This is a genomic window from Methyloversatilis thermotolerans (genome assembly GCF_000372885.1).
In the GTDB taxonomy this organism is placed as follows: Bacteria; Pseudomonadota; Gammaproteobacteria; order Burkholderiales; family Rhodocyclaceae; genus Methyloversatilis; species Methyloversatilis thermotolerans.
The window spans coordinates 3507603-3530658 of sequence record NZ_KB889967.1; the positions used below are offsets into that span (position 1 = coordinate 3507603).

Consider the following 23056-nt stretch of genomic DNA (forward strand, 5'->3'; position numbering starts at 1 on the left):
GGCTAGGGTCGCGAGCAGGGCTCGCTCCTACGACAACCCCGCTCCGTTCGCGGCCAGCGCACGGTTCTGTAGGAGCGACCCCCAGGTCGCGACGCGGCGCACGCGGGCCGGCGGCTCCGTTCGAGGGTGGGGTCGCGAGCGGGGCTCGCTCCTACGACATCTTCGCTACGTTCGCGGTCAGCGCACGGTTCTGTAGGAGCGACCCCCAGGTCGCGACGCGGCGCACGCGGGCCGGCGACTTCGTTCGAGGGTGGGGTCGCGAGCGGTGCGTGCTCCTGCAAGCGATCGAGCGTCGCTCGACGTCGAGGCGGTGCAGGCGTCAGAGCCCTTCGAACAGCGCGTGTGCATTGTCCTTCAGTTCCGGCGGCGACAGTGGCGCGTCGGAATCGGGGGCGCTGACCTGCGCGCCGAAGGCGTCCGCCAGAACCGCGACGACGGCGAGGGCGGCCGCGTGTTCGCGCGGGTCGCCGCTCCAGCGCACCTGAAGCTGTCCGGGGCTGCGCTTCAGTTCGAAGCCGGCGTCCTCGCCGTCAAGCGTGCAGGGCGTGAAGCCGGTGTGGTCGGGGTCGTCCCATTCCGCTTCCACGCGCAAGGCGAAACCGGCGCGCTTCAGTGCGGCATTGAGCGACGTGACATCCGGCGCGGCGGGCAGGGCGGCAATCAGTGAGCGGGCCATGAGGTATGCACAGGTGTCGGGGGACGGCGCAGGCCGTCCCCGGTCATCAGGATGGATCAGGCCGGCAGGCCGAAATCCGGAGCGATGAGCTTGAGCCAGCCTTCCAGCCGTTCGGCGGTCATGTCCGGCTGGATGTCCTGGTCGATCGCCAGGCCGACGAACTTGCCATCGATCACCGATTGCGATTCGGTGAAGTTGTAGCCTTCGGTCGGCCAGGCGCCGACGATGCGCGCGCCGGCGTCCTTGAAGAAGTCGTACAGCAGGATGAGGCCATCGACGAATTCGTGGCCGTAGGTGTCCTGGTCGCCCAGGCCGAACAGCGCAACCGTCTTGCCGGCAAAGCTGGCGCCCTTGAATTTGCCCAGTGCTTCGGCCCAGCTTTCGTCGTCGCATTCCGCCTCGATGCCGGGCAGCAGGCCGTCGCCCAGCGTGGGCGTGCCGAGGATGAGATAGTCGTAGGCGAGCAGATCCTCGACGCTGGCCTTGTTGATGTTGACCGGTTCGGCCATCGTGTCGTCGTCGAAGCGCTTCTTGATCTGCTTCGCGACCTTGCGCGTGCTGCCGCTGTTGGTGCCGAAAAAGAGTCCGATGCGTGCCATGGGATGAAACTCCAGTCAGTGCGGTGGTGAATGCGGGGCGGCTTCGTTCCGGTATTCCGGACCTTCGTTCATGCCCCTGAAGACCGCGCAGCGCCGGAACACGTCCAGCGTGGGCGCGGAAAGCTTGTGCTGGCAGTACTTGGCTGCCAGCTTGGCCAGGCCTTTGATGTCCCGACCCGAGGCGTCCGGGTAGCGACGGGCCAGTTCGGTGCACAGCGCCTCGTCGATGGACAGGCCGAACTGCGCCGCCATCACCTGCCATATGCGCACGCGCGCCGGCAGGTCGGGCGCGTCATAGCGGATGAGCGCGATGCAGCGCGACACGATGGCTTCGTCGATGTCGTCGATGCGGTTGGTGGTCAGGAAGAGCAGGCCGTTGAAATACTCGAGCACGCGCAGGAATACGCCGACCACGGCATTCATGGTCATGTCGTCCTCGCGCCGCTTGATATAGACATCCGCCTCGTCGATCAGCATGACCGCGCCCCAGCGCTGCGCGCGCACCAGCACGTTCTTCAGCGCCGATTCCATCTGTGCCACGTTCAGGCCGAGTTGCCCGGAGTGCACGCGATAGAGCGGGCGGCCGATGATTTCGGCGTACACCTCGGCGGTGAGGGTCTTGCCCACGCCGGGGGGGCCGGCGCACAGCACGGTGGTGCCGCCGCCCTTGCCGGCGACGATGTCGTCCATCAGCACATCCATCTCGGCGGTCAGGATGTCGATCAGGTCGGTCTGCGCCGGCGGCAGCACCAGCTTGGCTTTCAGGCCCGGTTGATAGGCCCACGGCTCGATGTCGTCCACATGCACCCACACGTGGTGATGCAGGTCGAGATGGAACATGAGCATGAAGGGATGCACCGGAAGCTGCGAAAAAAGCCCCTCCGGCATTTCCGCGCGCGAGGCATCGACCTCGTCCTCCGCTTCGTAGCGGTTGCTCTTGGCCGCCTTGCGCAGATAGGGGCCGAGGATGTCGCCCGGCGCATCGAGCAGCAGCGAGCGCGGCGGCAGGATGCCTTCGTCGTTCACCAGGCGCGCACGGCCACCGCCCGCGCTCAGCACCACGCTGTCCTTGCGTGACCAGTCGGTGTCGCGATGCGTGGCCGTGGGATCTTCCGCATGAAAGCCGGTGCCATCGCCCGAGAACTGCGCGCCATAGCGCGCGCGCCACTCCACGTAGCGTTCGGTCGTCACGTCGGATGCCGCGACCAGCGCCGCCGTTTCCTTCACGAAGCCCTTCTCGGCGAGCACCTCGGCGACGGTGCGGTTTTCGATGTCGCTGCCGTAGATGCGTATCACCTGGGTGGCGATGCTGGCTTTCACGTTCGCCTTCAGTTCGATGAAGACCTTGCCGGTCTCCTCGTTGTTGGCGGGCGTGTAATCCAGACGGGTCACCACCCAGGGCAGCGGACGCGTCGTCGCATTGGCGGTGAACAGCCAGCCGCGTATCGCGTTGCGCGCCAGATGGCGCGCCAGCGCCGGTACGAGCTGTTCGAGCTGACCCGCCTCGAAGCGCTGGCCATCGCCATCCAGCGCATCGGCCAGCGTGGACAGCAGGGCGCCGCGCTGCGCCAGCACCGGACCGGATTCGGCATAGATGCCGGCGAGAAAGCGCAGCGCGCCGACCGACAGGCGGGACACCGGCACCTCGATGCGGTGACCGTAGCGCAACTGATCGCGCAGGCCGGACAGATCCGGATACGCCTCTATCATGCGCTCGACCAGCGGCGCATCCATCGACACATTCATGCTCATGGGCGGCCTCAGCGGGTGACCACCGGAATCGCCAGCGCGGCACGCCGGCCGAGCTGTGCGTCGACGCGCCGACGCACGGTTTCCACCTTGAGCGGGCGCTGCAGCGTGCTTTCCGCGCCCAGCGACAGCGCCTGCTGGATCACCGGCTCGTCCGCGTCGAGACAGACCAGCAGCATGCGCACCCCTTCCAGCGCACCTTTCAGCCGCGTGACCGCCTCGGCGCCCTCGCTCTCCAGCACGCCAGCCCCCAGCAGTATCAGATCGGGCGGCGTCGCGGCACCGGCCGCCAGCGCGGACGCGACATCCGTGTAGACATGGGTTTCCATTTCGTCGGCCAGCATGAACTGCAGGGCCGTGCTGGCCACGTCGTCGTTGTCCACGACGAATACGCGCTTGTTGTCGACCGCGCGTTCGCTATCCACTCCGATCTGCATGGCGTTTCTCCCGGTTGGCGATGTGATGTTTTCCGGGTGACCAGCAAGCTCCGTTCCAGTGTCCGATGCGGCGATGGCGGCATGGCTTTCGCTTCGTGGCTTGCGTCCACTCATCCACTGTCAGGAGATATGCCATGGCTGTACTTGTGAAGACGACCCAGGACGGGCGACGCGTCGAAGTCATCGATGGTGCGGTCTGTCTGGACGGCAAGCCGGAGGCGACCCGGCTGGTGCCGCTGCTGGAACACCCGAACCGGCAGGCGATACAGCGCGCCGTGCCCGGCGCCACCCATGTCGCCGGCCGTCTGCCGCTCACGCTCGAGGAGGCGCAGATCGCGCAGGACGCGCTGACCGAATCCAGCCGCGATTTCGACGCCAGTCCCACCGGCATCGCCCGCCGCCTGCAGGACGCCATCAATCACAAGGCGCGCATGGAAGGCATCGAGTAAGCGGGCGCGGCGGCGATGCGACAGAGCCCGGGGCGGCCTGTCGGGTTTGTCGCAAAGCAGCCGCCGATTGTCGGACGCCGGCCGGCGCCCGGCGCACGGATGCAGCCCGATACCGCCCGCGCAGGGCGCCTCATGGCGGAACGCGGCGCTGGCATCAATCGTGCTGCGGTGCAGGGCGAAGCACTTCGCGCCGCGAGACATCGACAGGAAGGAAGGTGTGCCATGGATGCACGGGTATCGGCCAAGATCCAGGACGTGTTCGAAGAACCGGCCTGCGAGCACAACCAGAACAAGTCGGCGAAGGAAAAGAAGAAGGGCTGTACCAAGCAGCTTTCGCCGGGTGCGGCCGCCGGCGGCTGTGCCTTCGACGGCGCGAAAATCGCGCTGCAGCCCATCGTCGATGTCGCCCACCTGGTGCACGGCCCGATCGCCTGTGAAGGCAATTCGTGGGACAACCGCAATTCCTCGTCCAGCAGTTCCTCGCTGTACCGCACCGGCTTCACCACCGACATCAACGAACTCGACGTGGTCTATGGCGGCGAGAAGCGGCTGTTCAAATCGGTGCGGGAAATCATCGAGAAGTACGACCCGCCCGCAGTATTCGTCTACCAGACCTGTGTCACCGCGCTGATCGGCGACGACATCGAGGCGGTGTGCAAGAAGGCGTCCGAGAAATTCGGCAAGCCGGTCATTCCGGTCAACTCGCCGGGCTTCGTCGGCCCGAAGAATCTCGGCAACAAGCTGGGCGCCGAAGCGCTGCTCGACTACGTGATCGGCACCGAAGAGCCCGAGTTCGTCACGCCCTACGACATCAACATCATCGGCGAGTACAACCTGTCCGGCGAGCTGTGGCAGGTGAAGCCGCTGCTCGATGCGCTGGGCGTGCGCATCCTGTCCTGTATCTCGGGCGACGGCCGCTACAAGGAAGTGGCCTACAGCCATCGTGCCAAGGCGGCCATGATGGTGTGCTCGAAGTCGATGATCAACATCGCGCGCAAGATGGAAGAGCGCTATGACATTCCGTTCTTCGAGGGCTCCTTCTACGGCATCGGCGACATGTCGGAAACGCTGCGCGAAATCGCCCGCCTGCTGGTCGAGAAGGGCGCGCCGGAAGAGTTGAAGGCGCGCACCGAAGCGCTCATCGCGGTCGAGGAAAAGCGCGCCTTCGATCGCATCGCGGCCTACCGGCCGAGGCTGGAGGGCAAGAAGGTGCTGCTCATCACCGGCGGCGTGAAGAGCTGGTCGGTGGTGGCCGCGCTGCAGGAAGCCGGCCTGGAGATCGTCGGTACCAGCGTCAAGAAATCCACCAAGGAAGACAAGGAAAAGATCAAGGAGCTGATGGGCCAGGACGCCCACATGATCGACGACATGACGCCGCGCGAAATGTACGCGATGCTCAAGGACGCCAAGGCCGACATCATGCTGTCCGGCGGTCGCAGCCAGTTCATCGCGCTCAAGGCCAAGATGCCCTGGCTGGACATCAACCAGGAACGCCACCACGCCTACGCCGGTTACGAAGGCATGGTGGATCTGGTGCGCGAGATCGACAAGGCGCTGTACAACCCGATCTGGGAACAGGTGCGCCGCCCGGCGCCCTGGGACGTGGTTGCGGCCTGAGGAGCGCGCGATGGCCAAGGTGGTCGAATCGAAGAAGGCGTGCACGGTCAATCCGCTCAAGATGAGCCAGCCGCTCGGCGCCTGCTATGCCTTCATGGGCCTGGACAACTGCATGCCCATGATGCACGGCTCGCAGGGTTGCACGTCCTTCGGTCTGGTGCTGCTGGTGCGCCACTTCAAGGAGGCGATTCCGCTGCAGACCACCGCGATGAACGAGGTGAGCACCATACTCGGCGGGCTGGAGAACATCGAGCAGGCGGTGCTGAACATCAAGAAGCGCGCCAGTCCCAGCCTGATCGCCATCGCCTCCACCGGCCTGACCGAAACCAAGGGTGACGATGTCGATGGCTATCTGAACCTGATCCGGCGCAAGCATGGCGAGGCGCTGGAAGGCACGGAAATCGTGTACGTGTCCACGCCGGACTACGTGGGCGCCTTCGAGGACGGCTGGGGCAAGGCGGTGCTGGCCTTGATCGACGCATTCGCGCAGCCGTGCGCGCGCGAGGACGATCGGGTAAATGTGCTGCCGGCGGCCTGGATGACGCCGGCCGACATCGACGAGGTGCGCGAAACGCTGGAAGCTTTCGGCCTGCGCGCCAACGTGCTGCCGGACATTTCCGGTTCGCTCGACGGGCACATACCGGACAACTTCACGCCCACCACGCTGGGAGGCATGAAGATGGACGGGCTGCGCACGCTCGGCGCCGCCCGTGCCACGCTGGCGCTGGGCGCGCGCATGGATGCCGCGGCGGCCGCGATCGAGGAACGCTGCGGCGTGCCATACAAGGTGTTCGACCGCCTGACCGGGCTCGCCGCCTTCGACGACTTCCTGGCCCATCTGTCGCAACTGTCCGGGCGGCCGGTGCCTGCGAAGTATCGCCGCGCGCGCACCCAGTTGCTCGACGTGATGCTGGACGCCCACTTCTGGGTCGGCGGCAAGAAGATGGCCATCGGCGCCGAGCCCGACCTGCTGTACGGCCTGGCCATGACCGCCGCCGAAATGGGGGCCGAAGTGGTCGCCGCCGTCACCACCACGCCGTCGCGCGTGCTCGAAGGCATGCCCTGCGACGAAGTGCTGATCGGCGACCTCGAGGATCTGGAACTGCGCGCGAAGGCGGCCGGCGCCCAGGTGCTCATCACCCATGCCCACGGCCGCCAGGCCGCGCAACGGCTGGGCATTCCGCTGCTGCGCGAGGGCCTGCCCATGTTCGACCGCCTGGGCGCGGCGCATGTGCTGCGCGTGGGCTATCGCGGCACGCGCGAACTCATCCTGCTGTGGGCCAACACCTTCCTCGCCGACGAGCATGTGAACACCCCGAACGACTGGCCGCTGCCGGAGGCCAGCGTGCAGGCCGCCGCGGGTGGCGGCTGTGCGAGCGGTGGCGGCAGTTGCGGTTGCGGCAGCAGTGCGCCGGCAAGCGGCACCGAATCCGAGATGGCCGGCTGAATCCGGCCCCACCCTGCAAGGAGCGCATCATGAAGATCGCCTTCGCCACCCAGGACAAGCAGCGCGTCGACGCGCACTTCGGCTGGGCCAAGCATCTGGCTGTGTATGAGATCGACAAGGAGGGCTACCACCATGTCGAGGACTTCGACTTCGGCGGCAAGCTCGACGAGGACGGCGACGAGGACAAGCTCGCGCCCAAGCTCGATGCGATCAAGGACGTGGCCATCGTCTACGTGGCGGCGATCGGCGGCTCGGCCGCCGCGCGCGTGGTGGCGAGCAAGATCCATCCGATCAAGGTGAGCCAGCCGGAACCCATCATGGACATCCTGGAAAAGCTGCAGGAAGTGCTGCGCGGCACGCCGCCGCCCTGGTTGCGCAAGGTGCTGCAGAAGGGCTCCGAGCGCGCATTCGATTTTGACGACGAGGTTGAAGAACATGGCTGAAACACTGGAACTGAGCGCCGAGGACAACGAAGCCCTGGCCACCCCCTACCTGCGCGAACTGATCAAGCAGTACCGCGCGCAGGACCTGCACGGCGCATGGGAAGGCAAGAGCGATGCGCAGTTGCTCGAGCCCTACATCCTGAGTGCCGAGGCGCGCCGCGCGCTGCCGCTGATGGGCGATCCGGACCCGGAAACCCTGTGGCGCATCGAGCTGTTCTACAACGCCATCGGCCTGTCGATCGAGCGCGCCACCGGCGTCATGGTCACGCCCATGATGAAGATGCACCACGAAGGCTTCGGCCGCATGGTGCTCATCGCCGGCCGGCTCATCGCGGTGAACAAGCAGTTGCGCGATGCCCATCGCTTCGGCTTCCCCAGTCTCGCCAAGCTGGCCGAGGCGGGCACGAAGTTCGTCGAGGAAGGCGTCGACATGGTGAAGAAGTACAACGAAGTGGCCACTTACGGCTGACGCACGAAGGAAGGAAGAACGCGATGGAAGACGTCGACGCACTCAAGGCCCGGGTGAAGAAGCTGAACGCCCAGGCCACGCAGGCCAAGATGGACCTGCACGACCTGTCCGAGGACCTGCCGACCAACTGGGAGAAGATCATGGAAGTCGCGCAGATCGCCTATGACGCCCATCAGAACCTGATGGCTGCACGCAAGGAGCTGGCGGCCGCGACCGCCTGAACGATCATGGCCGCATTCACCATCACCCTGCCGAGCGGCGAAGTGTGGACACCGAAATTCGTGTCCACGCTGAACCAGGACACCTGTATCGGCTGTGCGCGCTGCGTCAAGGTCTGTGCCAACGACGTGCTGCAGCTCGCCGGCGTCACCGAGGACGGCGACGTCATCCTGGTCGACCCCGAGAACGAGGACGACGATGACGAGGAATTCGAGCGCAAGGTCATGACCATTTCGCGCCAGGCCAACTGCATAGGCTGTCAGGCCTGTTCCAAGGTCTGTCCGAAGAAATGCTACACGCACGCACCGGCCGAGCTGTAAGTCTTCACGCAAGGAGATCGCGATGCACTCCGACGCCCTGTTCGTATCGGCCGCCCTGGCGGCCGAGCCGCTGTCGCCCACCTTCCGCGGCCTGCTCATGCGGCTCGCGAAGCGGCCGGACAGCCTAGCGTCCATCGCGCTTGCCGGTGTCATCGGCCGTAGCTGGCAGGTGCGCGGGCTGGACGAACAGCCGCTGTACGGACTGGATGCGCCCACCACCCGGCGCCTGCTGGCGCGCCACTTCCCGGGCGCCGAATGGCTGCCCTCGCTGAAGCCGGCCACCCCGGCCGCCTTCGACGACGCCATCGAAATGGACGATGTGCTCGCCATGCTGGTCGAGCACCTGCCTCCGGGCAGCGGCGAGGACGGCGTGTGGCTCGCGCACGCGGTCGCCACCGGCTGCCTGGGCGACGATCACCTGTGGCAGGACATGCAACTGCCCTCGCGCAGCCACCTGTCCGCGCTCATGAACACCTTCTTCGCAGCCCTCGCCGCGCGCAACACGCAGGACATGAAGTGGAAGAAGTTCCTGTACAAGCAGCTATGCGACCGCGCCCAGATCCGCGTGTGCAAGGCCCCCAGTTGCAGCGTGTGCAGCGATTACGCGAAGTGCTTCGGGCCGGAGGAGTGAGGCGGGGATCGGCGCGACGGCGCTGGATAGAAGCAGGGCGGGAACGCACACGGATCGACGCTGGACACGCGCAGCGGATCACGGCCTGTACCCAGGCCATTCACCCATCCGCGCACCGCTATGCCTTGACCAGCCTTGCAGCCCCCGGATCGTAGACGTATCCGGTAATGCTGCCATCCTTGATGCGTGCCACAGCTTCATCGATGACGAAGAGCGGAACCAGGAACCACTCCTCCGGCTGCACCGGGTGGCCGAAACGGTCCTGAATCGTGATGTCCAGCCGCGCGGGTGCGAAAAGCCGGTGGAAGAGGTTTTCCATCCGGGTGCGGTTGATGCCCGCGAGCTTGTAGGTCGCCACCACTTCGACCTTCGCCAGCAGGTAGGTCGACTCGTTTTCTGCGTTGGCGATGCGCGTGTCGACGTTGCCGCCGGTCACGCCGATCTTGTGGATTAGATCGCGATGCTGCGCGACATAGGGATGGTCCGAGTCCGAGCGCAACACATAGATTGTGCCGCTCTCGACATCGTCGGCCTCCAGTTCGCCCCCGAAAGACAGTTGTCCCGTCTCGGGCGAAGCCAGCCGGCGCGCGGCAGGGTCATTGTAGAAGGCACGCTGCAGCGATCGCAGCAGCAGATTGCTTTCCGTACCGTTGGCGAAAACCAGGCGCAGCCGGCGATCCACCTCGCCAGCGGTGGTTTTCAGTGGCTCTCCGACCTCGGCGACGTACACGGTCACGCCATCGAGAACGAAGAAATCCCCGCCCTCCACCGCACGATTGCCTGCCGTGATGGGCAGGGACTGGCGCAGACCGGTCTTGATTTCGGTTGCCGCGCGTTCGAACAAGGGGCGGAAGGTTTCGAAGTCCTCGCACGGTTTGCGGTCCGCAATCTCCTCGGCTGCGCGCTTGTCGGCGCTGGTGCGAACGTGGCGCAGCACGGTGATGTCTTCGGCGTCAGATGCGGCCGCCAGTTCGGCCGCCAGTTCATCGAGGTTGTAGCTGGCCGGGGGTTCCGCCGCACATGGCGCACCCGACAGCAAATTCTGGTGGTCGAGCGGGCGCAGCAAATCGTGATACGCCGGCAGCGCGCGCAGGCGGTCCAGACGCACGGCATACAGCCGCTCGAAGATGTCGCGGTCCTCTCCGTGCTGGGGCGGACGGCCATGCTTTTCGACGAAGCGCTGAATCTCCTCGAAGCCCGCAATGACACGCTCCTCGCTGGCCGGGCGCGCCGCCGTTTTCTCGGGAGGGGCGAACTCGGCGAGCTCGTCCGCGAGTTCGTCCAGATCAGACTTGCGCATATCGACCTTCGGCTCTGAAGCGCATGAACGCCGCTGCGCCCTCGGCCAGATGCTTTTCCCAGGCATCGGATGCGGTGATGGACGGAACACGGCCTCGTTCTTTCTTGAACTCAAGTGCGCGTCTGGCGATGACGACAGCGTCTTCGGGCGTGATCGTGGTGCGCTTGGCCGATATGGCCGCGGCCACCTGTTTCAGGCTCTCTTCGCTCATCGCCCTGGCCAGAATGGCATAGGCTTCACCAAACGGGTTGATGCGGTCTATCAGGTCGATATCCAGTTCCCGCACATCCATGGCAAAGCGGCGCACACCATCGACCAGGGCGGTGTTGGGCGATATATCGTCCACATTCGTCTCATTGAAGCCGGCCGCCAGTTGCTTGGCTTGCTGCGTCAGGTTCAGCGCGGCGACGGCGTGCTGGCGTACCGCTTCCTGATCTTCCGCATCCAGTTCCGGATACTTGTCCTTGATGATCTTGCCCATGCGGACCTGGGTGAGTTCCTCGGGCACCAGTTCCTCGTCGAACAGGCCGCGCTCGATGGTGGTCTTGTCCTGCACGAAAGCCGCGATGACCTCGTTCAAGTCCTCCTGGCAGATGCGCGCGGCCTCCTTGCTCCTGGGCTCGGCCAGCCCCTTGATCTCGATCTGGAACTGGCCGGTCTGCCCGTTGAACCCGACATTGCACTTGTCGGCGTCGTAGCCGTTCTCGCCGTAGTCGAAACCGGACGCGGGGCCGCTGTCGGCATGCTTGGGCCTGAACTCGAAGCGCGGTGCCAGCACCTGCTCCATCAGCAAGCTCGCGGCAATCGCCTTCAGGGTATCGTTGATCGCTTCGGTCACCGCCTGTTCGCTGGCGTCCGGCTCTGCGATGAGATTGGTGAACCGCGCACGGGTCTTGCCCGGCGCATCCCGGGTCGCACGCCCGATGATCTGCACGATTTCGGTCAGGCTCGCGCGGTAGCCCACGGTCAGCGCGTGTTCGCACCAGATCCAGTCGAAACCCTCTTTCGCCATGCCCAGGGCGATGATGATGTCCACATGGTCGCGGTTGTTCTTCTGCGTCGGGTCTTTCAGCGCGGCGGAAACGCGGTCGCGCTTGCCCGCATCGTCGTCCACCAGATCGGCAATGCGCAGCACGCGACCGTCCGCCATCCTGACCCGCTGGAAGCCGGTCGCTGGATCGGTCCCCTGCCATTCACCCAGTTCATGCAGGATGTGTTCCACCTCCTTGATCTTGTCCTTCGTGCTTTCGCGCGAATTGACACTGGGGATGTGGATGATGGTTTTCTCCGCGGGGTCCAGCACCTTCAGGATGTCGTCGACATACGAGCCGCCGTAGAAGAAGTAGCCGATGTCGAGCCGCTTCAGGTATTCATAGCCGTTGAGCTGTTCGTAGTAGGTGTAGGTGACGGTGTCGAATTTCGCTTCGTCGCCCGGCGCCAGCACCGCCTCGGCGTCGCCGCGGAAGTACGAGCCGGTCATGGCGACGATGTGCGTGCGCCCGCGCGCGATGAACTGCCCCAGGTGCGCGCCCAGCTTGTTGTCGGGATTGCTCGATACATGGTGGAACTCGTCCACCGCGATCAGGCGGTCGTCGAAGGCCTCCACGCCGAAAGCGCCCACCGCAAAGCGGAAGGTGGCATGGGTGCACACCAGCACCGGGTCCGCGCTCTGAAGGAAGGCGCCCAGAGACTGGACCTTGCCGCCGTTGTCGGTGCCTGGCGCATTGCACAGGTTCCATTTCGGTTCGACATGCCAATCGGCCCAGAAGCCGTATTGCGACAGCGCTTCGTCGTTGAAGCTGGCGCCGATGGACCGTTCCGGCACCACGATGATGGCCTGCTTCAAGCCCTGGTTCGCCAGTTTGTCCAGCGCCACGAACATCAGCGCCCGGCTTTTGCCCGAAGCCGGTGGCGACTTGATCAACAGATACTGCTCGCCGCGCTTCTCGTAAGCGCGTTCCTGCATCGGACGCATGCCCAGCGCATTGGCCCTGGTCGAGGCACCGCTGCGCGCATAGCTGACCGAAACCGTCGGTATGGTCCGCCGCGCGGCCCGCACCGTGTCGATCAGGCTTGCGCCGGGGCGGTTGAGTATGGCGCCGGCAAAAAAGCCGGGTGTCAGTTCAGGAATGTCAGACACGTCGATGTCCTCGTCGGCAAGACCGCCCATGTCACTGGAGGTTCTGGAGATAGGCATTCAAGGCCTCCCTTTCGTTCTTGCGCGCGTGCCGGACACTGATGATCCGCACATTCCCGTTGCGCGGCGTCCACACCACGACGACGGCCCGGCCATCGGCCAGCGTCGTGATCGACAGATTGCGCTCCTCCCCCAGATCGTCCGACTGCGGCGACCGCCCGGTCAGGGTAGGCGCCGATTTGATGGCCTTGCCGGCATCGGTGAAGCGGACGCCATGTTTTACATGGTTTGCGCGCGCCTTGTCCTTGTCGCATTCGAATCTGTTCATCGGGCGTCATTCCACGTGTTCGAGCCGGTCGCTCATGTGCTGGCGCCGGCCTTTCGCTTCTTGGTCTTCACCGGGGTGGAGACAGCCGTCATCCTGGTGTAGAGATCGAACAGCTTCTCCAGCCGCTCGGTGTCGTTCCTGAAGCGCCGGCCGATGTAGATGCGCTCCAGCACTTCGTCGTTGCGCTCATGCGCCGCGCGCAAGTCGGCCGGCATGTTGTCGGGATCGTAGAGGTCGGCAATGGTCGCCGGGAAGTGGTGTTCCCGCGCCAGCAGAATGTCTTCCGCGCAGCGCGTGAGGTCGGACTTGTTCTTCTCGGTAAGAATTGGAAGCGGGAAGGAGTGCCAGCCAAGGGTCGAAGAGTAACGAAGTCGCGTTTCTAACTTGCCACATACTGTGGCGATCCACACCATGTGCAGCCTCGACGCCACAATGGCCAGCTCCCAAACAGAGGCACCATAGATTGCGTATGCCGCATTAGTAATGATGTTGGCTGGGCCTAGCAGATCTGCCGGGATGTACTCGCGTTCCTCGGACGAGGTTGCCGCAACAATCACAGCAAGAGATTCCTTGTGCGCCCTCTGCGCAAACTTGTGGGGGATAGTGGCATATCCCCTGGTGGTCTTGGCTGGCGAAGAGCTGCGAAATGCTCTGACCGCTTCAATTCGTTGAAGTATCTCGGGGATCTCGGTTGCTAGCTTCAGATGATCATCCTCGATCCACAGACATTTTCGATTGCGCACGTGAATCAGTTCTTGAGAACCTAGCAGGCCACGGAGCATCTGCCCAGCAGCAGGTCGGCGCTCGATCAGTCTCGCCGCTTCATCGACGGAAAGAATAAGGTTACCGTCGTCACGGGCCATGCTGCCCATGACCATCGGATTCAAGTCTTGGGAAAGCGGCAAGTCTTCCGCGCAAACGTATTGTTCGGCCCCCGAAATCAAATACGGCGAAATCGAATCAACTTCCCGTTTGGTTTCGCCCTGATACAAGGCGCATCGTGTGGGTTTCGCGGCCCCCACGCCAATGATCACGCATTGGACAACGGCATTATTCGCAGCATTGTTTCTCCACTTGAACCCTTGGTGCGCAAACTGAATGTGAAGACCGTCACCATATAACCGTGACCAAAGGTGTGCTACTTGTTCCCCCTCACAAACCGAACTCGTGGACACAAAGGCAAAGACGGCGTCCGTGCTTTTAACGTACTCTGCAGCCTTCAGATACCATGCCGTGACATAGTCGCAATCTTTGAATTCATTACCCTGTCCGAAAACGAGAGCCATGTCTTGCTTCTGCGATCTTGACTGCTTTCGTGCACCCTTAAATTGCGGATTTCCACAAATGTATGTCTCACCGCCTTCGTTCGCGAAGTCAATCTCTGCTTGTTTTAGAGGTGTACCGAACAGGTCATCTGATTGAACTTTGACACCTGTTCCTGTCGGTGGGCAAAGCTTCAGCCAGTCAAGGCGAAGGGAATTGCCGCTGACGATCCAGTTCTCGTTGCTCAGCGGCAAAAAATCGGCCAGTGCCAGCTTCTGCCCGCGGTACAGCACATCGCACTGGTATTCGGCGATCACCAGCGCCAGGCGCGCGATTTCCGCCGGAAAGTCGCGCAGTTCGATGCCGCGGAAGTTGGTGAGCGGAATGTCGGATGCACGATCCGGCTCGCCGCGCCGCCGGTTGATGTCGGCTTCGATCTCCCGCATCTGTTTGTAGGCGATGACCAGGAAGTTGCCGGAGCCGCAGGCCGGGTCGAATACCCGGATCCGGGCCATGCGCTTGCGCAGGTTCAGCAGCGTGCGCGGATTGTCGCCCGCCTGTTCCAGCTTGGCGCGCAGGTCGTCGAGGAACAGCGGGTTGAGCACCTTGAGGATGTTGGGCACGCTGGTGTAATGCATGCCCAGTTCTCCGCGCTCTTCATCCTCGGCCACGGCCTGGATCATCGAGCCGAAGATGTCGGGGTTGATCCTGGTCCAGTCCAGTCCGCCGACGTGCAAGAGGTACGAACGCGCGATCTTGCTGAAGCGGGGCACGTCGTCGTTGCCGGAGAACAGCTGCCCGTTGACATAGGGAAAGTGCGCCGCCCAGCGGGGGATGCCGGCGGCGGCCCGGTCATCGGCCCGCGTGTTCATGGTGCGGAACAGCGTGCTGATGACTTCGTGCGTATTGGATGAGTCTGTGGCACTCATCTGCGCCACGGTTTCCGTGAAGCCCTTGCCGACGAAGATATGGGTGTCCTCGGCGAAGAAACAGAAGATGAGCCGCGCCATGAAATGGTTCATGTCGTGGCGACGGTCTGCCTGACCCCAGACGGGGTTGTCCTTCAGCAGTTCAAGATAGAGCCGGTTCAGGCGACTGGTGGCGCGAATGTCGAACGCGTCTTCGCGGATCTGCCGGATCGTGCTGATGCCGGCCAGCCGCAGGAAGAAGCCGAAGTGGTCCGGGAAGTCCTTGAACATGCAGACGACCGTATCGCCGCTCGTGAGGTCTTCCGCCTCGAGATCGACGCCATCGGTGGCGAGGATGAAGCGGGCCTTGGCCTTGACGGTGGCCGGGCTGGCCTTGAGTGCCGCCAGCGCTTGCGTGACCTGACCCGCGGCACAGGTCAGGATGTGGATATTGTTGGTCTGCAGCACCCCGCCCAGGTCGGACTTGTTGGATGTACCCGCGCGCAGTCGCTTGAGCGTGGTTTCCTTGTTGCCGAAGGCTTCGAGAAAGGCGTAGGGAAACTCCGCAGGATCAAAGGGCTGTTCCGCGAGGTCGGTGATCGCCTGTTCGATTTCTACGGCGTTCATGGGCGTGGGGCGCCCGCTCCGGGCGAGGACGCTGGCGTGCAGTCGTTGTGCGGAATGCTCATTTTTCGTCTTGTGTGGTGGCCGCTGCCGATCCGGTCGCCGTCCGGGCAGGACAACTTTCGGGGACCGGGAATTTTCGGGGACGTCACGACATTCTGCAATCGGCCTTTTGGTCGCGTGCGCCGCTGGAGCGCCGAAGCGCGTCAGCGCTGGGCAGGCGAATTGCGCGCTCTTCCAGGGCGTGATGACCGGGGCGATGGCCGCGTGATGGGGCGAGGTGTGGCGCGATGCGATGGCGAATCCGCGCGCCGCCGCAATCGCGGCGAAGTGGCCGTCGCGTGCCGGAAAGCCTCGCCCGCCTTGCAGGCCGTCACGCCAGAGCCGAGAAGTGGGGAAGGCTCCCGGGCGAGGGCGTGCTGGATCGGCCTCTCACCGGCGGCGCTCTTCCGGGTGTGCAGCGGGTCTTCCGCCGCATTGACGCGTAGCCGAGGGGCGTCGTGCGCGTCCGCCATGGACGCGCATGTGGGGCGCGCGGGCGGTGCGCCCTGTCGCGTCCGTCGCGTGCGCGGGCATCCCCCCGCGCACGCACAGGTCATCCGGCGGGGCTATTTGATGCGCGCGCGCTCGGCTGCCGAGTAGTTGCTGAAATGGCCTTCCTTCTTCGCCTGGCTGCGCGCCGCGGCGATGAGGGCCTTGCTGCGCCCGGGCGCCATCGGGGCGGACACCAGCTTGTCGACGGCATTGCTGCCACAGGCCGGACAGAGCACCTCGGTGCTGCTGCCGCGTACGAGTTTCTCGAAGGGTTTGTCGCAGTTGCGACAACGGAATTCGAAGATGGGCATGGCCCGGGCCTCCAGGGGTGCGCGATGTATCGATATTCCGGCTCCGAGCAAGAATGGGGCCGATGGGCCGCCTGGCCGTCCAGCGCGACGCGCAGGCCGCGGTCGTCCTGCTCTCGTTGGCACGCTAACTGCTGGGCATCCGGTATGCACGGACTGACATAACGATATGCGGGGCTGCTCCGGCAACTCTGCACGCAGTGTTCGCAAGGAGCGGGTGTACAGATGATCAGCAATGAAACCGACTGGCGCGCGAGGCTGCCGGAAGAATTGTGCGCGGACGTCGTGCCGGTGCTGTGGAGCGAGAGCTTTCACGACGACGGCGTGCCGGCGAGCAAGTGGCGCGGCTACGGTGCCGATGGCGCCTTGTGCTGGTACCGCCACAGCTTCATGCTGTGGGAAGAATGCTTCGACGAGGACGATCTGCCGTTCCAGCGCCAGGCCGGAGGCGAGTCGCTGGAAGCCTGGCGATGCCGCGACGGAAGCTGGCTGCGCCGCCTGGTCAGGACGCAGGGCGAGGGCATCTGCGGCCACCGCATCCAGGATGGCGGCTACGAGCGCGTGAGCGCCCGGGACGTGCCGCGGCTCTGAATGTCCGCCGGCACCGGAGTCATGTCGCATCTGCGACACCTGGCGTGGCATGTCCGACAAAGTGGACAGGCGACCGGGCCTTCACGCGGATGGATGGATTCGCGGGCCGGGATGACCGGAGCTCCGCCGACGACATGGCCGATCGTACTGGAGTGCGCCGTGCCATCCGGCATGCCGGAACAAACGACGGGCGGCCATGCATATGTCTTCTGATCCGGTTTTCGATACGTCGGCGGCACGGCCGTACGCGTCCTCGCGTTGCCTGCCCGATACCCTGTTGTGGAGCTGGCTGCACGAGGATGCGCCTTATGGTGATCTGACCACCGACAGCCTGCCGCTGCGCGGCCGTTCGGCCAGGATGGACTTCTTCGCGCGGGAAAGCTGTACCGTGGCCTGTGTCGAGGAAGCCGTCCGGCTGGTCGAACTGTGCGGCGGACAGGCATCGCTCGCGGCGGTGAGCGGCGAGCGCGTGCTGCCCGGACAGGCGCTGCTGCATGCGCAGGGCGATGCGCCCGCCCTTCTGCTCGCGTGGAAGGTGGCGCAGACCCTGGTTGAAGTCGCGTCGGGCATCGCCACCGCGACCGCCCTGCTGGTGCGCATGCTGGCCGAAGCCGGGCATCACGTTCCGGTCGCCTGCACGCGCAAGAACATCCCGGGCACGCGCGCGCTGGCGGTGCGCGCGGTGCAGGCGGGCGGCGGCGTGATGCATCGCTGCGGACTGTCGGAGACGCTGCTGGTGTTTCCCGAACATCGGGCGTTGCTCGCCCCCGGCCTGTGGCCCGAGGCTCTGACCGGCATGGGACGCAGCCAGCCGGAAAGGAAGCGCGTGGTCGAGGTGACCGACATCGACCAGGCCATGCTGGCTGCCGCCGGAGGGGCCGAGGTGCTGCAACTGGAACGCTTCGCGCCCGAACAGCTCGCGGCGCTCAGGCAGCGGCTCGACCAGGACGGCCGGCGGCCGGCTCCGGCGCTCGCGGTGGCGGGCGGCGTGACACCGGCCACCGCGCTGGACTACGCGCGCGCCGGCGCGGACATGCTGGTGACCTCATGGCCCTACATGGCGCCGCGGGCGGACGTGAAGGTGACGGTGAGCGCGGCCGGGGAGGGTGCGCCATGAATGCCCCCGCCGCAGGCGCCTGGCCCGATGAACTGCACACCGCGTGCGGCCTGTTGCGCCGGCTGCAGCCGGGCGATGCGCAAGCGCTGTTCGAAGGCATCACCGGTGACCGCGAGGTCACGCGCTATCTCGGCTGGCGGACGCATGAGACACTGGACCAGACGCGCAATCTGGTGAGTTACGAACTGGCGCGCTGGCAGCGCGACGTGGCGCGGACCTGGGTGCTCGACCTGCCGGAACGCCGCGTGTGCGGCATGTTCCAGGTGATCGGCCAGGGACCGACACGACAGATCGGATTTGCGCTGGCGAGACGGTTCTGGGGGCGCGGTCTGGCGACCGATGCCGTGGCCACCCTGGTCGCTGTCGCATTCACGCACCCGTCGGTCTATCGCGTCGAGGCGGTGTGCGACGCCGAGAACGACCGCTCTTCCCGGCTGCTGCAGCAGGCGGGCATGAAGCTGGAGGCGCGGCTGGGCCGCTACATCCTGCACCCCAATCTGTCGCCGCAACCGCGTGATGCCTTGATGCATGCAAAGGTGAGACGAGAAGAATGACGATGCCGGACGATACCGCCGCGCAACAGTCCGGCATGCCGGAAAAGCCTTATGCCCCGTCCTGCGATCGCAACCGCGACGTCATCCTGCAGGTGCTGCGCACCGCCTTCATGCATCGCAGCCGGGTGCTCGAGATCGGCAGCGGCACCGGTCAGCACGCGGTGCATTTCGCGCGGGCCCTGCCTCACCTGGTCTGGCAGTGCAGCGATCGCGCCGACATGCTTCCGGGCATGCGCCTGTGGCTGGATGAAGCGGCGCTGGACAACCTGCCGCCACCGCTCGCGCTCGATGTCGCGGGCGAATGGCCGGATGTGCGCTTCGATGCCCTGTTCACCGCGAACACCCTGCACATCATGGCCTGGCAGCAGGTGGAACAACTGTTCGCCGGGGCCGCAGGTGTGCTCGGCCCGTCGGCCACGCTGCTCGTCTACGGCCCGTTCAATTACCGCGGCGGTTTCACCAGCGACAGCAACGCCGACTTCGACCGCTGGCTGAAGGCACGCGATCCGCTCCAGGGCATACGCGACTTCGAGGCGGTGGAGTCGCTGGCGCGCCGGCAGGGCTTCGCGCTGTCGCACGACATCGAAATGCCTGCCAACAATCGTTGCCTGGTATTCGACCGCTGATGGTTCGGCTCGCCGCGCGCATGACGGTTCATCTGTCATGCAGCGCCGGACGGGCGGATCAGCGGGCCGACGAACCGCCGCTGCCGGCCAGCAGCGAGGCGATCACCTCGTCGCCCAGGCCGTGTGTCGGGTCCAGCCTGCCGATATGGGCGACCAGGGCCCGCGCCTCGTCGCTGCGGCCGGAACGCAGGCAGATGAAGGCGAGCGCCTTCAGGCTGAACAGCCAGAAGCGCGCCGGGCCATTCACCGCGAAGTCGGCCGCACCGGGCTGTACCTCGCGCCAGTCGGCGGCCAGCCCGGCCTGGCGCGCGGCCACCGCGATGCCCTTGCTGGCCGCGCGCTCGGCCAGATCGAACTGGCGGCGGCCGGCGTGGAACTTGTACAGCAGGTAGTACACCGGCAGGCATTCCGGCGCGCTCGCGTGCGCCGTCCACAGCAGGGCTTCGATGCGCTGGGGCGGTGCGCCCGCCGCTTCGTCGAACAGGCGCCGGACGGTCTGCGGCACTTCGCCGCCGAAGTACTCGTCCGACGCTTCTCCCGTGAACAGATTCACCAGACCGGCTCCGGGGTGAGCAGGCGTTCGACCGGCGTGCCGCCGAGCAGGTGCTGGTCGAAGATTTCGGCGACGTCGTCCTTGGTCACGGCGGAGTACATCACCGCATCCGGATACACGACCACATTGATGCCGAGATCACAGGGGCCGAGACAGCCGGAGTAGGTGACCGCCACCTGTTCGTAGCAGTTGCGCTTCTGCAGTTCCGCCCAGAAGGTCTGCAGCACCTCCGCACCCCCCTTGTGGGCACAGGAGCCGCGCGGATGTCCGGGCGAGCGCTGCTGTGAACAGACGAATACATGCTTCTTGGGCTTGGCCATTTGATTCTCCGGTTTCAGGCGGTAAGGCGGGCGATCCACTTTTCGATCTCGGCCAGATGCGCCGCGTCGTCGTGCTCGAACGCACGCGCCATCTTGCGCAGGCCGGGGTCGGGGGCGAGTACGGCCATGGTTGCGTAGTAGCTGTGGCTGCGACGCTTCAGGTCCAGTGCGCGCTCGAGTGCCAGGTGCAGGTCGAGCACTTCGTCGCTGATCACCTTCACCGCGGTGCGCGGCTTCTCTATCTCTATCGGCCGGATGCGCGGCAATGCCACCGCTGCCGGCAGAGGCTTGCCATGCAGCGCATCGTGCGCCTCCATGCGGGCCAGCTCGGCCAGATTCAGGAAGAAGGCTTCCAGTTCCGCATCGCCGGCCGCCAGGGCTTGCCGGGCGGCTTTCTCGTAGTGCCGCGCGGCTTCGCTTTCAAGTGCGCCGACGCTGGCCAGGAATTGATCGCTGTCGTGCATGGCGCATCTCCTTCACGCCACCGAGGGAAGGGTGGCGCGCAGGCTGTCGAGCGATACGCGCTGCTGGCCATCCTGTTCCTGGAATACCTTGAACACCTTCTCCTGCGCCGGCGTGGAGGTCACGAAATCCTCGTAGGCGCGCGACAACAGGCCGCGGTAACGCGCATAGACCGTACCTTCGTCGCCCTCGGCCAGTCCCTTCTCGTTGCGCAGGTACTGGTAGAAGCGCTTGAGGATGTGCAGGCGGTTCACATTCACCACCGCCTGGTCATACGGCAGCGCGAAGAACTGCAGGAAGTCCTCGGCCGACGAAAGCTGGGCCAGGCGTTTGGTCAGGTCATCCATGTCGTATCACTCCTTGTTGAGCGGCGGCATGCACGCTGCCGTCGAAAGCGGGTTGGGAACAGGTGTCGTCACAGTCGCGGCAGGCGCCCTGCACGGTGCTCTGGGCGCCGGCAAGACGCGCCACGTCGTGTTCCAGGTCGGCGATGCGTTCGAGCAGACAGGCGATGGCCTTGCCGACCGGATCGGGCATCTGGTGATGGTCCAGATCGATGCCACCGGCGATGCGGCGCTGGCTCTTGGGCAGCACCATGCGCCCGGGAATGCCGACCACGGTCATGCCCGGCGTGACGTCCTCGATCACCACGGAATTGGCCGCCACGCGGGCACGGTCGCCGACCGTGATGGGGCCCAGGATCTTTGCGCCCGCACCGACCACCACGCCGTCACCGAGCGTGGGGTGTCGCTTGCCTGCCGACCAGGTCGTGCCGCCCAGGGTCACGCCGTGGTAGAGCGTCACGTCATTGCCGATCTCCGCGGTTTCGCCGATCACGACACAGGCGCCGTGATCGATGAAGAAGCGGCGGCCGATGCGCGCACCCGGGTGGATGTCGATATTGGTGAACAGGCGGCTCACGAAGGAAATGAGCCGCGGCAGGTAACGCAGGCCGCGCCGCCACAGCACGTGCGCGAAGCGGTGCATCACCAGCGCCTGTATGCCCGGATAGATGGTGAGCAGTTCCAGCCGGTTGCGCGCCGCCGGATCGCGCTCGAACACACAGGCCACGTCTTCCCGCAGCATGGCCAGCAGGCCCGGCGCGCGCGGCGCCACCTCGATTCCATCCACCGTCACTTGCTCCGCACTCACGATACCGCCTCGCTTTCGCTGGCTTCGAGATAGAAATCCCTCAACTGCGTCGCGTCCGGCCCGCTCTTGGTTTCCGTCGCGTAAGCGCGTATGCGCTCAATCATTACTGCCACCTCGGCATCCGAGGGATGCAGCCCGATCAGCGCACAGGCGGCGCGCACTGCCTGCGAACCGGAGTGCTTGCCCAGCACGAGGCGGTGCGAACGGCCCAGTTCCGCCGGATCGAAACCCTCGTAATTGCGCGGATCCTTGATCAGGCCATCGACATGAATGCCGGATTCATGCGTGAACACGGCGGCACCCACGATGCTCTTGTTGGCGGCGATCGGCCGCCCGGACGCCCGCTCGACCAGCGCCGAGATGGAGGGCAGGGCGGCGGGTGCCACGCCGGTGTCATGACCGTGGATGTGGCGAAGTGCCATCACCACCTCTTCCAGCGGCGCATTGCCGGCGCGTTCGCCCAGTCCGTTCACCGTGGTGTTGGCGTGCGTCGCGCCGGCCCGGAAAGCCGCCAGTGTGTTGGCGGTGGCCAGCCCGAGGTCGTTGTGCGCATGCATTTCGATCTCGATGTCGACCGCGCGACGCAGTTGCGACAGCAGCGCCCAGGTGCCGAACGGGTCAAGGATGCCCAGCGTGTCGGCGAAGCGCACGCGGCGCGCCCCCGCTTCCTGCGCTTCCTCGGCGATCCGGCACACGAAATCGATGTCGGCGCGTGACGCATCCTCCATGCCGATGCTCACATCGACGCCGGCGTCCAGCGCCTGCTCGACATGCGGGCGGATCTGCGCCAGCACCCAGTCGCGGCTGCGACGCAGCTTGCTGTCGATCTGCAGGTCGGACACCGGCAGCGACATGTGCACGATGTCCACCGGACAGGCCAGCGCCGCGCGCAGATCGCTGGCCGTCATGCGCGCCCACACCATCAGGCGTGCATTCAGGCCGAGGCGGGCGATGTCCTGGATCACCTCGATCTCCGCGCCGCCCATGACCGGAATGCCGATTTCCATCTCCGGCACACCGGCGGCGTCGAGCGCCCGGGCGATCGCGAACTTCTCGTCGGCGGTGAATGCCACGCCGGCCGTCTGTTCGCCGTCGCGCAATGTGGTGTCGTTGATGATGAATGCGCCAGTCATCTGTTCAGACCTCCCTTGCCTGTGGTTCAGCAAGCGCTGTGCCACGCGCAGGAAAGTGCGCAAGTGTTTGATGTGGATCAGCTTTGCAAC

General features: G+C 65.2%; 27 protein-coding genes. 12 read left to right on the forward strand and 15 right to left on the reverse strand.

Going from position 1 to position 23056, the window contains the following annotated elements:
• Positions 1 to 319: 319 nt before the first annotated feature.
• The 4 genes from A3Q7_RS19990 to A3Q7_RS0115960 are packed head-to-tail and all read right to left on the reverse strand — an operon-like array spanning position 320 to position 3461.
• Positions 320 to 676 carry a hypothetical protein gene (locus tag A3Q7_RS19990; protein WP_018412906.1) on the reverse strand — a complete coding sequence of 119 codons (357 nt, stop codon included), beginning with the start codon at positions 674 to 676 and terminating at the stop codon, positions 320 to 322.
• Positions 677 to 732: 56 nt separating this feature from the next.
• Entirely contained in the window at positions 733 to 1275 is a 543-nt protein-coding gene (locus A3Q7_RS0115950) for a flavodoxin (protein WP_018412907.1), read from the reverse strand.
• A 15-nt stretch (positions 1276 to 1290) separates the two neighbouring features.
• On the reverse strand, positions 1291 to 3027 hold the full coding sequence (locus A3Q7_RS0115955; protein ID WP_018412908.1) for an ATP-binding protein: 1737 nt from the start codon (positions 3025 to 3027) through the stop codon (positions 1291 to 1293).
• Positions 3028 to 3035: 8 nt separating this feature from the next.
• Positions 3036 to 3461 carry a response regulator gene (locus tag A3Q7_RS0115960; protein WP_018412909.1) on the reverse strand — a complete coding sequence of 142 codons (426 nt, stop codon included), beginning with the start codon at positions 3459 to 3461 and terminating at the stop codon, positions 3036 to 3038.
• Positions 3462 to 3595: 134 nt separating this feature from the next.
• Between A3Q7_RS0115960 and A3Q7_RS0115965 the strand changes: the two genes are divergently transcribed.
• The 8 genes from A3Q7_RS0115965 to A3Q7_RS0116000 all read left to right on the forward strand — a co-directional run bounded on the left by A3Q7_RS0115965 (position 3596) and on the right by A3Q7_RS0116000 (position 9056).
• Entirely contained in the window at positions 3596 to 3910 is a 315-nt protein-coding gene (locus tag A3Q7_RS0115965) for a hypothetical protein (RefSeq protein ID WP_018412910.1), read from the forward strand.
• Positions 3911 to 4132: 222 nt separating this feature from the next.
• Positions 4133 to 5527 carry a nitrogenase iron-molybdenum cofactor biosynthesis protein NifE gene (gene nifE, locus A3Q7_RS0115970; RefSeq protein ID WP_026224926.1) on the forward strand — a complete coding sequence of 465 codons (1395 nt, stop codon included), beginning with the start codon at positions 4133 to 4135 and terminating at the stop codon, positions 5525 to 5527.
• Positions 5528 to 5537: 10 nt separating this feature from the next.
• On the forward strand, positions 5538 to 6974 hold the full coding sequence (nifN, locus tag A3Q7_RS0115975) for a nitrogenase iron-molybdenum cofactor biosynthesis protein NifN (protein ID WP_018412912.1): 1437 nt from the start codon (positions 5538 to 5540) through the stop codon (positions 6972 to 6974).
• 29 nt (positions 6975 to 7003) lie between these two features.
• Entirely contained in the window at positions 7004 to 7417 is a 414-nt protein-coding gene (gene nifX / locus A3Q7_RS0115980; protein ID WP_018412913.1) for a nitrogen fixation protein NifX, read from the forward strand.
• Positions 7410 to 7886 carry a NifX-associated nitrogen fixation protein gene (locus tag A3Q7_RS0115985; protein ID WP_018412914.1) on the forward strand — a complete coding sequence of 159 codons (477 nt, stop codon included), beginning with the start codon at positions 7410 to 7412 and terminating at the stop codon, positions 7884 to 7886. Before nifX ends, A3Q7_RS0115985 begins: the two co-directional genes overlap by 8 nt.
• 23 nt (positions 7887 to 7909) lie before the next feature.
• Positions 7910 to 8107, forward strand: coding sequence for a CCE_0567 family metalloprotein (locus A3Q7_RS0115990; RefSeq protein ID WP_018412915.1), 198 nt, complete (start codon positions 7910 to 7912; stop codon positions 8105 to 8107).
• 6 nt (positions 8108 to 8113) lie between these two features.
• A complete protein-coding gene (fdxB, locus tag A3Q7_RS0115995) occupies positions 8114 to 8425 on the forward strand; it encodes a ferredoxin III, nif-specific (protein WP_018412916.1) in 312 nt (103 codons plus the stop codon).
• Between the two features lie 22 nt (positions 8426 to 8447).
• Entirely contained in the window at positions 8448 to 9056 is a 609-nt protein-coding gene (locus tag A3Q7_RS0116000; protein WP_018412917.1) for a nitrogen fixation protein NifQ, read from the forward strand.
• A gap of 118 nt (positions 9057 to 9174) precedes the next feature.
• Here A3Q7_RS0116000 and A3Q7_RS0116005 read toward each other — a convergent pair whose 3' ends face one another.
• The 5 genes from A3Q7_RS0116005 to A3Q7_RS0116025 form a co-directional block, all read right to left on the reverse strand.
• On the reverse strand, positions 9175 to 10446 hold the full coding sequence (locus tag A3Q7_RS0116005; RefSeq protein WP_232418009.1) for a GIY-YIG nuclease family protein: 1272 nt from the start codon (positions 10444 to 10446) through the stop codon (positions 9175 to 9177).
• Positions 10343 to 12553 carry a DEAD/DEAH box helicase gene (locus A3Q7_RS0116010; protein WP_232418010.1) on the reverse strand — a complete coding sequence of 737 codons (2211 nt, stop codon included), beginning with the start codon at positions 12551 to 12553 and terminating at the stop codon, positions 10343 to 10345. The genes A3Q7_RS0116005 and A3Q7_RS0116010 overlap by 104 nt, the downstream gene beginning before the upstream one ends.
• Positions 12528 to 12821, reverse strand: coding sequence for a BrnT family toxin (locus A3Q7_RS0116015; protein WP_018412920.1), 294 nt, complete (start codon positions 12819 to 12821; stop codon positions 12528 to 12530). Before A3Q7_RS0116015 ends, A3Q7_RS0116010 begins: the two co-directional genes overlap by 26 nt.
• 32 nt (positions 12822 to 12853) lie before the next feature.
• A complete protein-coding gene (locus tag A3Q7_RS0116020; protein ID WP_018412921.1) occupies positions 12854 to 15619 on the reverse strand; it encodes a class I SAM-dependent DNA methyltransferase in 2766 nt (921 codons plus the stop codon).
• Between the two features lie 605 nt (positions 15620 to 16224).
• Positions 16225 to 16461: an FmdB family zinc ribbon protein gene (locus A3Q7_RS0116025; protein WP_018412922.1), complete on the reverse strand. Its 237-nt coding sequence runs from the start codon at positions 16459 to 16461 to the stop codon at positions 16225 to 16227.
• 222 nt (positions 16462 to 16683) lie between these two features.
• Here A3Q7_RS0116025 and A3Q7_RS0116030 point away from each other — a divergent pair, with 222 nt between their 5' ends.
• The 4 genes from A3Q7_RS0116030 to A3Q7_RS0116045 all read left to right on the forward strand — a co-directional run bounded on the left by A3Q7_RS0116030 (position 16684) and on the right by A3Q7_RS0116045 (position 19346).
• Positions 16684 to 17049, forward strand: a complete 366-nt coding sequence (locus A3Q7_RS0116030; RefSeq protein ID WP_018412923.1) for a hypothetical protein — start codon at positions 16684 to 16686, stop codon at positions 17047 to 17049.
• Between the two features lie 196 nt (positions 17050 to 17245).
• Positions 17246 to 18166, forward strand: a complete 921-nt coding sequence (gene modD / locus A3Q7_RS0116035) for a ModD protein (RefSeq protein WP_018412924.1) — start codon at positions 17246 to 17248, stop codon at positions 18164 to 18166.
• Positions 18163 to 18720 carry a GNAT family N-acetyltransferase gene (locus A3Q7_RS0116040; protein ID WP_018412925.1) on the forward strand — a complete coding sequence of 186 codons (558 nt, stop codon included), beginning with the start codon at positions 18163 to 18165 and terminating at the stop codon, positions 18718 to 18720. The genes modD and A3Q7_RS0116040 overlap by 4 nt, the downstream gene beginning before the upstream one ends.
• Positions 18717 to 19346, forward strand: a complete 630-nt coding sequence (locus tag A3Q7_RS0116045; RefSeq protein WP_018412926.1) for a DUF938 domain-containing protein — start codon at positions 18717 to 18719, stop codon at positions 19344 to 19346. Before A3Q7_RS0116040 ends, A3Q7_RS0116045 begins: the two co-directional genes overlap by 4 nt.
• Positions 19347 to 19404: 58 nt before the next feature.
• Here A3Q7_RS0116045 and A3Q7_RS0116050 read toward each other — a convergent pair whose 3' ends face one another.
• From A3Q7_RS0116050 to nifV, 6 genes are read right to left on the reverse strand one after another with little or no spacing between them, the layout of a single operon-like run.
• Positions 19405 to 19899 (reverse strand): hypothetical protein, encoded by a 495-nt coding sequence (locus A3Q7_RS0116050; RefSeq protein ID WP_018412927.1) that lies wholly within the window; start codon positions 19897 to 19899, stop codon positions 19405 to 19407.
• Positions 19896 to 20219: a (2Fe-2S) ferredoxin domain-containing protein gene (locus tag A3Q7_RS0116055; RefSeq protein ID WP_018412928.1), complete on the reverse strand. Its 324-nt coding sequence runs from the start codon at positions 20217 to 20219 to the stop codon at positions 19896 to 19898. Before A3Q7_RS0116055 ends, A3Q7_RS0116050 begins: the two co-directional genes overlap by 4 nt.
• Positions 20220 to 20233: 14 nt before the next feature.
• Positions 20234 to 20683: a ferritin family protein gene (locus A3Q7_RS0116060; protein WP_018412929.1), complete on the reverse strand. Its 450-nt coding sequence runs from the start codon at positions 20681 to 20683 to the stop codon at positions 20234 to 20236.
• Between the two features lie 12 nt (positions 20684 to 20695).
• On the reverse strand, positions 20696 to 21028 hold the full coding sequence (gene nifW / locus A3Q7_RS0116065; protein ID WP_018412930.1) for a nitrogenase stabilizing/protective protein NifW: 333 nt from the start codon (positions 21026 to 21028) through the stop codon (positions 20696 to 20698).
• Complete coding sequence (gene cysE, locus A3Q7_RS0116070) at positions 21021 to 21833, reverse strand: serine O-acetyltransferase (protein ID WP_018412931.1); 813 nt, start codon at positions 21831 to 21833, stop codon at positions 21021 to 21023. Before cysE ends, nifW begins: the two co-directional genes overlap by 8 nt.
• Positions 21830 to 22966 carry a homocitrate synthase gene (nifV, locus tag A3Q7_RS0116075; protein ID WP_018412932.1) on the reverse strand — a complete coding sequence of 379 codons (1137 nt, stop codon included), beginning with the start codon at positions 22964 to 22966 and terminating at the stop codon, positions 21830 to 21832. The genes cysE and nifV overlap by 4 nt, the downstream gene beginning before the upstream one ends.
• Positions 22967 to 23056: the final 90 nt, after the last annotated feature.

Bases quoted from the DNA above. Each gene is read 5' to 3' on its own strand.
- A3Q7_RS0116040 (WP_018412925.1), top strand. From the start codon at position 18,163: ATGAATGCCCCCGCCGCAGGCGCCTGGCCCGATGAACTGCACACCGCG.
- A3Q7_RS0115985 (WP_018412914.1), top strand. From the start codon at position 7,410: ATGGCTGAAACACTGGAACTGAGCGCCGAGGACAACGAAGCCCTGGCC.
- nifV (WP_018412932.1), bottom strand. From the start codon at position 22,966: ATGACTGGCGCATTCATCATCAACGACACCACATTGCGCGACGGCGAA.
- A3Q7_RS0116030 (WP_018412923.1), top strand. From the start codon at position 16,684: ATGATCAGCAATGAAACCGACTGGCGCGCGAGGCTGCCGGAAGAATTG.
- A3Q7_RS0116055 (WP_018412928.1), bottom strand. From the start codon at position 20,219: ATGGCCAAGCCCAAGAAGCATGTATTCGTCTGTTCACAGCAGCGCTCG.
- nifE (WP_026224926.1), top strand. From the start codon at position 4,133: ATGGATGCACGGGTATCGGCCAAGATCCAGGACGTGTTCGAAGAACCG.
- A3Q7_RS0116015 (WP_018412920.1), bottom strand. From the start codon at position 12,821: ATGAACAGATTCGAATGCGACAAGGACAAGGCGCGCGCAAACCATGTA.
- A3Q7_RS0115960 (WP_018412909.1), bottom strand. From the start codon at position 3,461: ATGCAGATCGGAGTGGATAGCGAACGCGCGGTCGACAACAAGCGCGTA.
- A3Q7_RS19990 (WP_018412906.1), bottom strand. From the start codon at position 676: ATGGCCCGCTCACTGATTGCCGCCCTGCCCGCCGCGCCGGATGTCACG.
- A3Q7_RS0116045 (WP_018412926.1), top strand. From the start codon at position 18,717: ATGACGATGCCGGACGATACCGCCGCGCAACAGTCCGGCATGCCGGAA.
- A3Q7_RS0115950 (WP_018412907.1), bottom strand. From the start codon at position 1,275: ATGGCACGCATCGGACTCTTTTTCGGCACCAACAGCGGCAGCACGCGC.
- nifW (WP_018412930.1), bottom strand. From the start codon at position 21,028: ATGGATGACCTGACCAAACGCCTGGCCCAGCTTTCGTCGGCCGAGGAC.
- nifX (WP_018412913.1), top strand. From the start codon at position 7,004: ATGAAGATCGCCTTCGCCACCCAGGACAAGCAGCGCGTCGACGCGCAC.
- nifN (WP_018412912.1), top strand. From the start codon at position 5,538: ATGGCCAAGGTGGTCGAATCGAAGAAGGCGTGCACGGTCAATCCGCTC.
- A3Q7_RS0116010 (WP_232418010.1), bottom strand. From the start codon at position 12,553: ATGCCTATCTCCAGAACCTCCAGTGACATGGGCGGTCTTGCCGACGAG.
- A3Q7_RS0116060 (WP_018412929.1), bottom strand. From the start codon at position 20,683: ATGCACGACAGCGATCAATTCCTGGCCAGCGTCGGCGCACTTGAAAGC.
- A3Q7_RS0115965 (WP_018412910.1), top strand. From the start codon at position 3,596: ATGGCTGTACTTGTGAAGACGACCCAGGACGGGCGACGCGTCGAAGTC.
- A3Q7_RS0116020 (WP_018412921.1), bottom strand. From the start codon at position 15,619: ATGAACGCCGTAGAAATCGAACAGGCGATCACCGACCTCGCGGAACAG.
- fdxB (WP_018412916.1), top strand. From the start codon at position 8,114: ATGGCCGCATTCACCATCACCCTGCCGAGCGGCGAAGTGTGGACACCG.
- A3Q7_RS0115990 (WP_018412915.1), top strand. From the start codon at position 7,910: ATGGAAGACGTCGACGCACTCAAGGCCCGGGTGAAGAAGCTGAACGCC.
- modD (WP_018412924.1), top strand. From the start codon at position 17,246: ATGCATATGTCTTCTGATCCGGTTTTCGATACGTCGGCGGCACGGCCG.
- A3Q7_RS0116025 (WP_018412922.1), bottom strand. From the start codon at position 16,461: ATGCCCATCTTCGAATTCCGTTGTCGCAACTGCGACAAACCCTTCGAG.
- A3Q7_RS0115955 (WP_018412908.1), bottom strand. From the start codon at position 3,027: ATGAGCATGAATGTGTCGATGGATGCGCCGCTGGTCGAGCGCATGATA.
- A3Q7_RS0116000 (WP_018412917.1), top strand. From the start codon at position 8,448: ATGCACTCCGACGCCCTGTTCGTATCGGCCGCCCTGGCGGCCGAGCCG.